The organism is Nocardioides sp., assembly GCF_035429765.1.
Taxonomy (GTDB): Bacteria; Actinomycetota; Actinomycetes; order Propionibacteriales; family Nocardioidaceae; genus Nocardioides.
In genome coordinates this window covers 19,444-32,085 of record NZ_DAOMFK010000016.1, presented here as the reverse complement: position 1 = coordinate 32,085, position 12,642 = coordinate 19,444, and the positions used below count along the sequence as shown (strand labels likewise).

The window sequence follows — 12,642 nt, the reverse complement described above, 5'->3', positions numbered from 1 at the left end:
CCCAGGTCGGCGGGGCGGCGCAGACCAGCGGGACCCCGGCCATGGCCAGGCCGGCGACGGTGCGCGCCAGGCCCGGGCTCGGCTCGGCCGGCCAGGTCACCTCCGCACCCAGGTGCGGGCGCAGCGCACGCACCATCTGCTCGGTGGCCCCGCGCCCGGCGCTGGTGGACAGATCCCCCTCGGGCACGCGCAGCAGCAGCGTCCCCCCGGACTCCACCAGCGGGACCAGCGGCTCGGTGGGCGCGCGCTCGAAGCCCTGCGGGTTGAGGATCCGCTCGTCCAGGGGACCCAGCGCGAGCGGGCCCGCCCGGTCGTCGACCAACACCGGCGCCCGGCCGGTCACGTGGTGGGCCGGCAGCGGCGATCCCGGGTGCTCCCTCGAGATCACCACGTCGGGGGGGACGTCGCGCGCGTCGTCACCGGCGTCCGCGAGGTCAGCCACACTTAGCGCGTGGACCTCGCCGGGCGGCGCCATGGCAGGCGGGTGGACGGCCACCCGGAGCCCCTGGTGCGGCGTCAGCGACCGGCGTACGGCCTGCCTGGCGAACTCGGCGAGCACGGCCCGCGGGTTCACCCCCGCGGTGAACCGGGCCAGGTTGACGAACTCGGTCCCCCGGCGCCGGGAGGTCACCATGGCCTGCGGCCCCCACTCGCGCTCCCAGCGGGCCAGCGGCGTCAAGGGCACCACCTCGTGGGCGTAGCCGAGGTGGATGCCCACCGTCCGGGCCCGACGCAACCGCGGGAGCAGCGGCACCAGGCGCTGCAGGGCGTCGCGGTCGGGCGCCATCAGCAGCACCGTGCCCCACGGCGCGGGCTCGGGCAGCTCGGTGCAGGGAAGGGCCACCACCGTGGTCCCGGCGGGCAGGCGAGGGGTCTGGTCGAGGAGCTCCGGGTGGACCAGCGCGAGGACCGGGGACGGCTGCTCGTCGATCAGCCGCAGGGGGTCGCGCGGGGCGGGGCTGGCCGGCCGATCGGCCGCACGGGCGCGCTCCGGCCGCCTGCTCCACATGGCGCCAGACTACGGGGCGCCAGACTACGGGGCGGTGGGCTCAGCGCCGGTGCGCCGCGACCACCTGCGCGAACCAGTCGAAGGACCGCTTCGGGGTGCGCACCTGCGTGTCGTAGTCCACGTGCACGAGGCCGAACCGCTGGGTGAGCCCCTCGGCCCACTCGAAGTTGTCCATCAGGCTCCAGGTGTAGTAGCCGCGCACGTCGACGCCCACCTTGATCGCCTCCGCCACCGCCCGCAGGTGGGCGTCCAGGTAGTCGATGCGCGGCTGGTCGTCCACGACCCCGTGCTCGTCGGGTCCCATGGCGTAGGAGCAGCCGGACTCGGTGATCATGATCGGCGGCAGCGCCGCCCGGTAGCGGGCCCGCATCGTGATCAGCCACTCGCGCAGGGACTCCGGGACTACCGGCCAGCCGAAGTCGGTCGTCGGGTAGCCGACGACCGGCCGCTGCTCGAAGGGGATCTCGGCGTCCTCGGGGGCCGCGCCCACCTTCATCGGGTTGTAGTAGTTGACCCCGTAGAAGTCCAGCGGCTGGCGGATCGTGGCGAGGTCGCCCGGCTCGACGGCGTCCTCCAGCAGCGGTGCGAGGTCGACCGGGTAACGGCCGAGCAGCATCGGCTCGATGAACATCCCGTTCCACAGCGCGTCGAAGAGCTTGGTCGCCCCCACGTCGGCGTCGTCGTCGCTCGCCGGCCACATCGGCGCGTGGTTGTTGGCGCAGCCCACGCTGGCCGCGCCGGCCTGGCGCAGCGCGATCGCGGCCTTGCCGTGCGCGAGCAGCACGTGGTGGGCCACCGGGAGCGCCTCGAACATCAGGGTCCGGCCGGGCGCGTGGGTGCCCTGGGCGTACCCGAGCATGGTGACCACGTTGGGCTCGTTGACGGGGATCCAGTGCTCGACCCGGTCCGCCAGGCGGCCGCCCACCACCGCGGCGTACTCCGCGAAGCGGTCGGCGGTGTCACGGTCCAGCCAGCCCCCCACGTCCTCCAGCGCCTGGGGCAGGTCCCAGTGGTAGAGCGTGACCATCGGCTGCACGTCGTTGGCCAGCAGCTCGTCGACCAGCCGGTCGTAGAAGTCCAGGCCGGCCTCGTTCACCGGGCCGCGGCCGGTGGGCTGCACGCGCGGCCAGGAGACCGAGAAGCGGTAGCCGCCGGCGCCCAGCCGCTTCATCAGCGCGACGTCCTCGCGGTAGCGGTGGTAGTGGTCGCAGGCGACATCCCCGGTCGAGCCGTCGATGATCCGCCCCGGCGTGTGGCTGAAGGTGTCCCAGATGCTGGGGCCCTTGCCGTCCGCGTCGGCCGCTCCCTCGATCTGGTACGCCGCGGTGCTGGTGCCGAAGCGGAACCCCTCGGGAAGCACCGGCAGGTCACCCCCGGTCTCACCCTTGTTCACCCGCGGCCCGTTGCCCGAGCTCGTCGAGTCCACCCGATTGCCTCCCTCACCACAGCCCTCACCGGGGCCACCCCACTGGTCGTCCCCCACCGGCCATCCCCCCGCCGGTCCTCACCCCGACGATATCGGCCCCCGCGCCGCCCGGCTGCCGATCCCCCCACGTGACCCGGCACGAATGGCTCGGCGTCGCGCCTCGGGGCGGTCGGCGTACGGGGTGTCGGCGGCTGAGTGTCGGCGTACGAGGGTGGCGGCTGAGCGTGCCTGCGCCGGGTCAGGGGACGAGGACGCCGGGGTTGAGCAGGCCGTCCGGGTCGAGGGCCTGCTTGACGGCACGGAGCACCGTGACGCCGACCGGGCCGATCTCCCGCTCCAGCCAGGGCCGGTGGTCGGTGCCGACCGCGTGGTGGTGGGTGATCGTGCCGCCCGCCTCGACCATCGCGTCGGTCGCCGCGGCCTTGGCCGCACGCCAGGTCTCCAGCGGCGTGGCGCCCTCCTGGGTGGCCACCGTGAAGTAGAGCGACGCCCCGGTCTCGTAGACGTGCGAGACGTGGCAGAGCACCATCGTCGGCCCCGGCAGGTGCTCCTCGAGCGCCGCACGGACCGCGGCGTGCAGACGCTCCACGTTCGACCAGAAGGTGGCGGTCTCCAGCGTCTCGACCAGCACCCCGACGTCGAGCAGGGCGTCGCGGAGGTACGGCGCCCGGTAGCGGCCGTGCTCCCAGGCGCGACCGGGCTCCTCCCCCAGCGAGGTGCCGCCGAGCCGGGTGAGCACCTCGGTCACCGCGGCCCGGCGCGTGCGCACCGCCTCGGGGTCCCCCTCGATCCCGACGACCATCAGGCATCCCGGCGTCGACGCCGCCCCGATCTGGTCCGGCCGGGCCAGGTTGAGCGCGGTCTCGGTCTCGTCGGAGAGCCGGACGACCGTGGGCAGCAGCCCGGACTGCGCCAGCGCGCGCACGGCCGTGGTGCCGGCGGCGAAGGACGCCCACCCCCAGCCCTCGTACGCCGCCGCCGACGGCAGGTGGCGTACCCGCACGGTGACGGCGGTGATCACCCCGAAGCAGCCCTCCGACCCCAAGAAGAGCTGACGCAGGTCGGGGCCGGCGGCGCTCGCGGGCGCGGTCCCCAGGTGCAGCTGCCCGACGGGCGTGACCACGTCGAGTCCCACCACCAACGCGTCGAACCGTCCGTAGCCGGCGCTGGACTGACCGGAGGACCGGGTGGCCGCGAAGCCGCCGATGGTGGCGTACTCGAAGGACTGCGGGAAGTGCCCCAGCGTCAGCCCGTGCTCTGCCAGCAGAGCCTCGGCCTCGGGGCCGCGCAGACCGGGCTCCAGGGTGGCGGTCATCGACACCGGGTCGACGGCCAGCAGCCGCTTCATCCGCACGAGGTCGAGCGAGACCACGCCGGCGTACCCCTCGCGCTGCGCGACCAGCCCCCCGGTGACCGCAGTCCCTCCGCCGAAGGTCACCACGGCGAGGTGGTGCCGCCGGGCCACGTCGAGCACCGCTTCGACCTGCGCCGCGTCCACCGGTCGGACCACGACGTCAGGGGCGTCCGACAGGTCCCCGGCGCGGGCCCGGATGAGGTCGGGGGTGGACTTGCCGCGGGTGCGCAGGCGTCTGCTGAGGTCGTCGCGCAGCACGTGGTCGGCGCCGACGGCCGCCTCCAGGTCGGCGGCGGCCGCAGCGGGCACGGTGGAGGCAGGGAGCACACCCTCGGCAACGGCGGCACGGTCCTCGAGCCGGAACGCCAGCTCGAGCAGTCCCCGGGTCGGCTCGGGGAGCGTGGTGGCGGCGGCCGGGTCCCCCCAGCGGGTCGGATGCATCTCTCCGAGGGGCAGCGGGCTCGGGGCGGCAGACTCAGATCCGGTCATGTGTTACAGTGTGACACATGACGTCACTTCGTCACAACATGTCGACGGCGACCGTGGAGCGGACTGCGCGCGACGTCCACCTCGACGCGGCCCGCGAGTGCATCCTCGACGTCGGCTGGCGCCGCACCACGCTCACCGAGGTGGCCCGGCGGGCCGGGGTGAGCCGGATGACGATCTACCGCACCTGGTCCGACATGTCCCAGCTGCTCGGCGACCTGATGACCCGGGAGTGGGCCGGCGTGGTGGCCGCCGCCCTGGCGGCCGAGCCGGCCCAGGGGGACGAGGCGCACCGGCTCGCCCACGCGGTCGTGGCGACCGGTCGGGCGCTGCGCGACAACGAGCTGTTCGTCCGGATCGTGGAGCTCGACCCCGAGCTGCTGCTGCCCTACCTGCTGGCCCGCAGGGGACGGTCCCAGGACGCGATCCTGGATCTGCTGACCGAGCGGATCGATCGGGGACAGAGCTCCGGATCCCTGCGAGCCGGCGACCCGGTCACCGTGGCGCGCGTGCTGCTGCTGGCCGTGCACGGCTACGTGCTCTCCGGGCACACCATGGTCGACGACCTGGTCGGTGAGGACGCCCTGTCCGACGAGCTGGTCACCCTGCTCGAGAGGGGGCTGCGGCCATGACCGCCGTCGGTACGACGATCCGCCCGGGACTCCTCGGGGTGCCGTCCTCGGTCGACCTGGTGGTGGTGGGGCTGGGGATCACCGGCGCCGGGGTCGCCCTCGATGCCGTCACGCGGGGGCTCTCGGTCCTCGCAGTGGATGCCCACGACCTGGCTTTCGGCACCTCACGCTGGTCGTCCAAGCTGGTCCACGGCGGGCTGCGGTACCTGGCGAAGGGTCAGGTCGCGGTCGCCTACGAGAGCGCCGTGGAGCGCGGGCTGCTCATGGACGTGATCGCCCCCCACCTCACCCGGGCGCTGCCGATGCTGATTCCGCTCGGCGACATGGTCTCTCCGGTGCAGGCCAGGGTCACGGCTGCCGGGCTCGAGGGCGGCGACCTGCTACGGCGCGCGGCGCGCACCAGCGCGACCACCCTGCCCCGGCCACGGCGGGTGTCGGCCACCGAGGCCCTCGCTCTCGCCCCCGGGCTGCGTGGCGCCGGTCTGCGGGGCGGGCTGCTGTCGTGGGACGGCCAGCTGGAGGACGACGCGCGTCTGGTGGTCTCGGTCGCCCGCACCGCCGCGGCGCACGGCGCGCAGGTGCGCACCCGCGCCCGGGTGCTGTCGGCCACCCGCAGCGGCGTACGGCTGCGTGATGAGCTGACCGGGGAGGAGCGGCAGGTGCGGACCCGAGCCGTGGTCAACGCCACCGGTGTGTGGGCAGCGGGACTGGCCGAGGACGTGGTGCTCCGGCCGAGCCGGGGCACCCACCTGGTGCTGCGCGCGGAGACCCTGCCCGGGCTCCGGGTCGCGGTCGCCGTGCCCGTCCCGGGGGAGACCAACCGCTACACGTTCGTGCTGCCTCGTCCCGACGGCGGCTTCTTCGTCGGGCTGACCGACGAGCCGGCGGGAGATGCCGTCCCCGACGTGCCCGAGCCGTCGGAGGCCGAGATCCGGTTCCTGCTCGAGGTCGTGGGCGCGGCGTTCGCCCACCCGCTGCGCCGCAGTGACGTAGCGGCCGCCTTCGCGGGGCTCCGTCCGCTGCTCGCCGGCGGCGACGGCAGCACCGCCGACCTGTCCCGGCGGCACGCGGTGCTGCGGTCCCCGAGCGGCGTGGTCAGCGTGGTGGGGGGCAAGCTCACCACCTACCGGCGGATGGCCGAGGACGCGGTTGACGCGTGCGGCCTGCCGGCCGGCCCGTGCCGGACCCGCGAGCTGCCGCTGCTGGGCGCGGCCCCGCGCGTGCGACTCACCGCGCTGGACGCCCCCACCCACCTGGTCCGCCGCTACGGCACCGAGGCCGAGCAGGTGCTCGCCTCCGCACGGGAGGTGACCGGGCTCAGCGACCACGAGCTGCTCGCCCCGGTCGTCACCTCGACGCCGGTCACTCTGGCCGAGCTGGTCTTCGGAGTCACCCACGAGGGGGCTGCCGACGTGGCCGACCTGCTCGACCGTCGTACCCGCGTCGGGCTGGTCCCGCAGGACCGCGCCCGCGCCGTACCCGCCGCCGAGCGGGCCCTGGCCCTCGGCAGAAGCGTCACCGAGGGGGCACGTGCGGTGGTCCCCGGCGGTCGGCCCGGCTGAGCCGGGTCAGGAGACCGGGATCGCGACGTACGTCGTGTCGAGGTACTCCTCGATACCCTCGAAGCCACCCTCCCGGCCGAAGCCGGAGTGCTTGACCCCGCCGAACGGCGCCGCCGCGTTCGACACCAGCCCGGTGTTGATGCCGACCATGCCGTACTCCAGCGTCTCGGCCATCCGGATCGCCCGGGCCAGGTCGCGGGTGTAGACGTAGGAGGACAGCCCATACTCCGTCGCGTTGGCCCGAGCCACCGCCTCCTCCTCGGTGGTGAACACCGTGATGGGCGCCACCGGGCCGAAGATCTCCTGGACGTTGATCTCCGCCTCCGAGGGCACGTCCAGCAGCACGGTGGGCTGGAAGAACGTGCCCGGCCCCTCGGGCGCGGAGCCGCCGACCACGATCCGCGCCCCCTCGACGACCGCGTCGTTGACCAGCTTCTGCACCGACTCCACCGCCTTGGCGTCGATCAGCGGCCCGACGTCCACGCCGGCGTCCTGGCCGCGGCCGACGGTGAGCGCGCCCATCCGGGCCGCCAGCTTCTCGGCGAACAGCGTGGCCACGCCCTCCTGGACCAGGAAGCGGTTGGCCGCGGTGCACGCCTCCCCCATGTTGCGCATCTTGGCGATCATCGCCCCGTCGACCGCGGCGTCGACGTCGGCGTCGTCGAAGACGATGAAGGGGGCGTTGCCGCCGAGCTCCATGCTCATCCGCTGCAGCTCGCCCGCCGACTGGCGGACCAGGACCTTGCCGACCGTGGTCGACCCGGTGAAGCTGACCTTGCGCAGCCTGCGGTCTGCCATCAGGGTTTCCGAGAGCACGGCGGAGTGGTGCGTGGTGACGACGTTGAGCACGCCGTCGGGCAGGCCGGCCTCCTGCATGACCCCCGCCAGGGCCAGCATCGACAGCGGGGTGAGCTCGGCCGGTTTGACGATCATCGTGCAGCCCGCGGCCACCGCCGGCCCGATCTTGCGGGTGCCCATGGCCAGCGGGAAGTTCCAGGGCGTGATGAACAGGCACGGTCCGACGGGCTTGCGCACGGTCAGCAGCCGGCTGCCGCCGGCGGGCGCCTGCATCCAGCGTCCGTGGACGCGGACCGCCTCCTCGCTGAACCAGCGGAGGAACTCCGCGCCGTACAGCACCTCGCCCTTGGCCTCGGCCAGCGTCTTGCCCATCTCCAGGCTGACCAGCTCGGCGAAGTCGTCGGCCCGCTCGACCACCAGCTCGAAGGCGCGGCGGAGGATCTCGCCGCGGTCCCGCGGCGCGGTCCGGGCCCAGTCGGCCTGCGCGCCCGCGGCGGCGGCCAGGGCGGCCAGGGCATCCTCCGCCCCCCCGTCGGCGACGTCGGTGAGCGTGGAGCCGTCGGCCGGGTCGAGCACCGAGAAGCGCTTGCCACTGGCAGCCTCGCGCCAGCGGCCCCCGATGAACAGGGCTCGCCGGTCCGGGGCCAGCAGGTCCAGACCACTCATGGGGTTCACGCCTTTCGCCACGCCGATGTCGGGATTCTTGGGACAGCCAGAGACTGGGCTACCATAGTTGGTGGAGCAGGCCCGGTTCACCCGGGTAGCCCCCCCGAATCACCGGCCTCCTCGCTGACCCCATGCAGCGAGGAGGCCGGTTCTCATTTCGGGCCTTCCGCTGTCGGGAGCGTCGACTAGGTCCGCCGGTGGAAGCGGACATCGCCGCTGGGCAGCCGTTCGGCGCGGTAGGCGCGGTCGTGGACCCGGGTGTGGTGGTGGTGGCAGAGCAGAACGCCGTTGGCGAGGTCGGTCGTGCCGTCGCGGCGCCAGGGCGACCAGTGGTGCGCTTCGCACCAGCCACCCGGAACCGTGCAGCCCTCCGCACGGCACTGCTTGTCGCGGTGCAGCATCGCCTTGCGCTGTTGAGGCTGGAAGAGGCGCTTGGTGCGGCCCAGGTCGAGGAGCTCCGAGTCGCCACCGAGGACGACGGGGATCAGGCCCGCGGTGCAGGCGAGGCGTCGCGCCTCACCGGCGGTGAGGAGGCTGCCCTCGTCGCTGCCGGGCACGTGGCTGGCGCCGATGATCTCGGCGGTGCCCAGGTCTCGCCGGAGCGTGCCGACGTCGATGGTGACGACGATCGTGGTGGCGTCGCCGGCGTGCAGCGGCAGGCGCCGGGGATCAACAACCTCCAAGAGCTGGAGGAATGCCTCACCGAGCCGCCGGGGGTAGGGCAACCGCGCAAGCGGGTCACCTGCGGCGTTGCGCGCAGCGACCGTGTCATCGACCGGCAGCTCGGCGTTCCGGCTCGGGTTGGTGAACGCCTCGAGATAGGTGGCCAGGCGGGTCGCCGCCGCGTCGGGAAGGAGCCCGGACAGCCGGGTGGTTCCGTCGCCGAGGCGGCGCAATGTGAGCCGGGTCCTGCGGTGCCCGGCCTCCTCGAGGGCGGTGAGCCGCCTGGCTTCGGCGGCGTCGGCGATCTCGGGGGCGATGACGTCAAGGATCCTGCTGCCGAGCCGGGCCAGCTGCCGCGGGCCGAACGTCGCGGCGTGCCCCACCAGGGTCTCCTCGGCCTTGGCCACCAGCTCATCGGGAGTGTCCCCCGGCAGCCGGTCCAGCGACCGGGCGATCACCTGGGCCTGGGCCAGGTTCGCCTCTCCGTCACGGACGGCGGAGGCGAGCGCGGGGAAGCGGCGGTCCAGGGCCAGGGCGAGCTGGTGGTCGGCGCGGGCGTCCTCGTACCGACGCCGGGTGCGGTGGGCAAGCCACTCGGCGGGGTCCTTGGCGGCCGTGGTCTCCGCGACATCGCCGGCCGAAGCCATCACCCGGAGCCTGAGCTCGGCCAGCCGACCCTCCAGCGCGGCCAGCTCCACCAGCGCCTGCGCCTTCTCCGAGGTGGTCATGAAGGTCGGGTTCACCGAGGCCACCGACTTCAACGCCGTGCCCACCGCGCAGGTGGCCTCGAGAATCGGGTGGGCCATCCCGGGCCTCCTCTCGCACAGGGGTATCGAGAACCGAACGGGCGGATGCGAGGTGAGTGCGAGCCAGGAATGCTCTGGAGAAAGCCCGGCGCTGCCAGCGAGCGCTTGTGGTCAAGGCTACCGGCCCACTCGCCAGCAGTCAACACTTTTCGAACAATGTGTTGATTACTTCTTCCCAGCGAGGTCTCCACGCCGTCGCGAGCCCGGGGTGCTGCCCCGCATCCGGCGCACCTCACCCGGTGTGACCCACCGGACCCCACGAATCCGTCGCGCCCCCTTGTGCTGACCGCCGATCTGGAGTTGTTTGGGACCCATGGCAGACAAGGCGAAGGACCGTAGACCAGCCGGCCAAGATCTCGAGGCGAGCAGCCCCGACCTGATCCGAAATGTGGTGCTCATCGGACCGGGCGGATCGGGGAAGACCACCTTGGTCGAGACACTGCTCGCCTCCGCCGGGGCCATCCCCCGGGCGGGATCGGTGCGTGAAGGCACCACTGTCTGCGACTTCGAGGAGGCCGAGCAGTCCCACGGACGCTCCATCTCCCTGGCCCTGGCCCCGCTGGTCCACCGGGGTGTGAAGGTCAACCTGATCGACACCCCGGGGTACGCCGACTTCGTCGGCGAGCTGCGCGCCGGACTGCGCGCCGCCGACTGCGCCCTGTTCGTCATCGCCGCCAACGAGGGGGTCGACGACGGTACCCGCGCGCTGTGGCGTGAGTGCGCCGAGGTGGGCATGCCCCGCGGGGTCGTGATCACCAAGCTCGACCAGGCGCGGGCCGACTACGACGGCGTCCTCTCCCAGGCGCAGGCCGCCTTCGGCGACACCGTGCTGCCGCTGTACCTGCCGGTTCGACAGGGCGAGGAGGTGACGGCCCTGGCCGGGCTGCTCTCGCCCAGCGAGCACACCGACGACGAGATGCGCGGCTCGCTCATCGAGGCGGTGATCGAGGAGTCCGAGGACGAGACCCTCATGGACCGCTACCTGGGCGGCGAGGAGATCGCCGAGGAGATCCTGGTGGCCGACCTGGAGCGCGCGGTTGCCAAGGCGAGCTTCCACCCCGTGGTCCCGGTCTGCTCGGTCACCGGCGTGGGCTGCGCCGAGCTGCTCGACCTCGCCGTACGCGCCTTCCCCGCGCCGCCCGAGCACGTCCCGCCCGACGTGTTCACCCCCGCCGGCGGCGAGGCCGCGCCGGTCTCCTGCGACCCGGCGGGCCCGCTCGTGGCCGAGATCGTCAAGACCACCAGCGACCCCTACGTGGGCCGGCTGAGCCTGGTGCGGGTCTTCTCCGGGGCCCTGGAGCCGGACGCGACGGTCCACGTGTCGGGCCACTTCACCTCCTTCTTCGGTGAGGGCTCCGGGCACGAGGACCACGACGAGGACGAGCGGATCGGCGCCCTGTCCTACGCGTTCGGCCGCACCCAGGTGCCGACCGGCCGGGTGGTCGCGGGCGACCTGTGCGCCATCGGCCGGCTGACCCGCGCCGAGACCGGCGACACCCTTTCCTCGATCGAGGAACCACGGGTGCTGCGACCGTGGAGCATGCCGGAGCCCCTGCTGCCGGTGGCCATCGAGCCACGCTCGAAGGCCGACGAGGACAAGCTGTCCTCGGCGCTGTCGCGGATCGCGGCCGAGGACCCCAGCCTGCGCATCGAGAACAACGCCGAGACCCACCAGCTGGTGCTGTGGTGCATGGGCGAGGCCCATGCCGACGTGGTGCTCGAGCGGCTCGTGTCGCGCTACTCGGTGAACGTCGACCAGGTGCCCTTCCTGGTCTCGCTGCGAGAGACCTTCGCCGGGTCGGCCAAGGGCCACGGACGCCACGTCAAGCAGTCCGGGGGGCACGGGCAGTACGCCGTGTGCGACATCGAGGTCGAGCCGCTGCCCGAGGGCTCCGGGTTCGAGTTCGTGGACAAGGTCGTGGGCGGTGCCATCCCGCGCAACTTCATCCCGTCGGTGGAGAAGGGAGTCCGTGCCCAGATGGAGCGCGGCGTCCGCCACGGCTACCCGGTCGTGGACCTGCGGGTCACCCTGACCGACGGCAAGGCGCACAGCGTGGACTCCTCCGACATGGCCTTCCAGATGGCCGGCGCGCTCGCGCTGCGAGAAGCCGCGGCGGCCACCACGGTGACCATGCTCGAGCCCTACGACACGGTGTCCGTGGTCGTTCCCGACGACCTGATCGGGGCGACGATGTCGGACCTCTCCTCCCGGCGGGGCCGACTGCTCGGCACCGACAAGGTCGGCGAGGACCGGACCGTGGTCCGCGCGGAGGTGCCGCAGACCGAGCTGGTGCGCTACTCCATCGACCTGCGGTCCTCCAGCCACGGCGCGGGCACCTTCACCCGCACCTTCGCCCACTACGAGCCGATGCCCGAGGACGTTGCGCGCACCGTGACCCCGCGCGAGACCCGCTGACGGTGCCGTCCCCGGGAGGCAGGATGCCCCTCCTCACCGACCCGTTCGACCTCTCGGGGAAGGTCGCCCTGGTCACCGGGGCCGGGAGCCCGACCGGCATCGGCATGGCCACCGCACGGCTCCTCGCCCGCCGGGGAGCCACGCTCGTGGTGGCCTCGACCACCGACCGCATCCATCAGCGCGCCCAGGAGCTCCGAGAGGACACCGGGCGCGCGGCGAGGGGTGTGGTGGCCGACCTGACCGACCCGGTCGCCACGGGCGCGGTGGCGGCCGGGATCGGTGCGGAGCACGGTCGGCTGGATATCCTCGTCAACAACGCCGGCATGGCGACGGTGGACTCCCCGACCGAGGACGACGGTCAGCTCGAGTCCGTCGACCCTGCGCGCTGGGAGCAGGTCGTCGCACGCAACCTCGGCACCGCGTTCCTCCTCACCCGGGCCGCCCTGCCGCTGATGGGCGAGGGCGGCCGGGTCGTGATGGTCGCCAGCGTCACCGGGCCGGTGATGGCGATGCGCGCCAACCCCGGGTACGCCGCGGCGAAGGCCGGGCTCGTCGGGCTGACCCGCGCCCTCGCGGTCGACGTGGCCGGCCGCGGCATCTGCGTGAACGCGGTGGCCCCGGGCTGGGTCCGGACCGGCTCGCAGACCCCTCACGAGGTGGCCCAGGGGGCGGCGACCCCGCTCGGACGCAGCGCGGAGCCGGAGGAGGTGGCCGCGGTGATCGCGTTCCTGGCCGCCCCGGCCGCGTCGTACCTCACCGGGCAGTGCCTGGTCGTGGACGGGGGGAACAGCATCGCCGAGGAGCGCGGCTGACCCCGAGCAGCC

At 73.4% G+C, this 12,642-nt stretch carries 9 protein-coding genes; 4 read left to right on the top strand and 5 right to left on the bottom strand.

Annotation, left to right across the window (positions count from 1 at the left end; translation table 11 throughout):
• From PLP61_RS03295 to PLP61_RS03285, 3 genes are all read right to left on the bottom strand, one after another.
• On the bottom strand, positions 1-1,009 hold a 1,009-nt coding region (locus PLP61_RS03295; RefSeq protein WP_324500330.1), incomplete at its 3' end, for a hypothetical protein.
• Between the two features lie 40 nt (positions 1,010-1,049).
• The gene (locus tag PLP61_RS03290) at positions 1,050-2,402 is read right to left on the bottom strand and encodes a GH1 family beta-glucosidase (protein WP_502888930.1); all 1,353 of its coding nucleotides are present in this window, start codon (positions 2,400-2,402) and stop codon (positions 1,050-1,052) included.
• 271 nt (positions 2,403-2,673) lie between these two features.
• Positions 2,674-4,278, bottom strand: a complete 1,605-nt coding sequence (locus PLP61_RS03285; protein ID WP_324500327.1) for an FAD-binding oxidoreductase — start codon at positions 4,276-4,278, stop codon at positions 2,674-2,676.
• A 17-nt stretch (positions 4,279-4,295) separates the two neighbouring features.
• Between PLP61_RS03285 and PLP61_RS03280 the strand changes: the two genes are divergently transcribed.
• Entirely contained in the window at positions 4,296-4,907 is a 612-nt protein-coding gene (locus PLP61_RS03280) for a TetR/AcrR family transcriptional regulator (protein ID WP_324500324.1), read from the top strand.
• Complete coding sequence (locus PLP61_RS03275; RefSeq protein ID WP_324500322.1) at positions 4,904-6,469, top strand: glycerol-3-phosphate dehydrogenase/oxidase; 1,566 nt, start codon at positions 4,904-4,906, stop codon at positions 6,467-6,469. Before PLP61_RS03280 ends, PLP61_RS03275 begins: the two co-directional genes overlap by 4 nt.
• A 6-nt stretch (positions 6,470-6,475) precedes the next feature.
• Here the strand turns inward: PLP61_RS03275 and PLP61_RS03270 are convergent, their stop codons facing one another.
• Complete coding sequence (locus PLP61_RS03270) at positions 6,476-7,933, bottom strand: NAD-dependent succinate-semialdehyde dehydrogenase (protein ID WP_324500320.1); 1,458 nt, start codon at positions 7,931-7,933, stop codon at positions 6,476-6,478.
• A 185-nt stretch (positions 7,934-8,118) separates the two neighbouring features.
• Positions 8,119-9,402, bottom strand: a complete 1,284-nt coding sequence (locus PLP61_RS03265) for an HNH endonuclease signature motif containing protein (protein WP_324500318.1) — start codon at positions 9,400-9,402, stop codon at positions 8,119-8,121.
• A 313-nt stretch (positions 9,403-9,715) separates the two neighbouring features.
• Here PLP61_RS03265 and PLP61_RS03260 point away from each other — a divergent pair, with 313 nt between their 5' ends.
• A complete protein-coding gene (locus tag PLP61_RS03260; RefSeq protein WP_324500316.1) occupies positions 9,716-11,818 on the top strand; it encodes an elongation factor G-like protein EF-G2 in 2,103 nt (700 codons plus the stop codon).
• A 23-nt stretch (positions 11,819-11,841) separates the two neighbouring features.
• Entirely contained in the window at positions 11,842-12,630 is a 789-nt protein-coding gene (locus tag PLP61_RS03255; protein ID WP_324500314.1) for an SDR family NAD(P)-dependent oxidoreductase, read from the top strand.
• The last annotated feature ends 12 nt before the right edge of the window (positions 12,631-12,642 follow it).

What these genes read in the sequence shown, in the direction of transcription:
- PLP61_RS03285 (WP_324500327.1), bottom strand. Translation starts at nt 4,278, where the DNA reads ATGACCGGATCTGAGTCTGCCGCCCCGAGCCCGCTGCCCCTCGGAGAG.
- PLP61_RS03280 (WP_324500324.1), top strand. Translation starts at nt 4,296, where the DNA reads ATGACGTCACTTCGTCACAACATGTCGACGGCGACCGTGGAGCGGACT.
- PLP61_RS03275 (WP_324500322.1), top strand. Translation starts at nt 4,904, where the DNA reads ATGACCGCCGTCGGTACGACGATCCGCCCGGGACTCCTCGGGGTGCCG.
- PLP61_RS03270 (WP_324500320.1), bottom strand. Translation starts at nt 7,933, where the DNA reads ATGAGTGGTCTGGACCTGCTGGCCCCGGACCGGCGAGCCCTGTTCATC.
- PLP61_RS03265 (WP_324500318.1), bottom strand. Translation starts at nt 9,402, where the DNA reads ATGGCCCACCCGATTCTCGAGGCCACCTGCGCGGTGGGCACGGCGTTG.
- PLP61_RS03260 (WP_324500316.1), top strand. Translation starts at nt 9,716, where the DNA reads ATGGCAGACAAGGCGAAGGACCGTAGACCAGCCGGCCAAGATCTCGAG.
- PLP61_RS03255 (WP_324500314.1), top strand. Translation starts at nt 11,842, where the DNA reads ATGCCCCTCCTCACCGACCCGTTCGACCTCTCGGGGAAGGTCGCCCTG.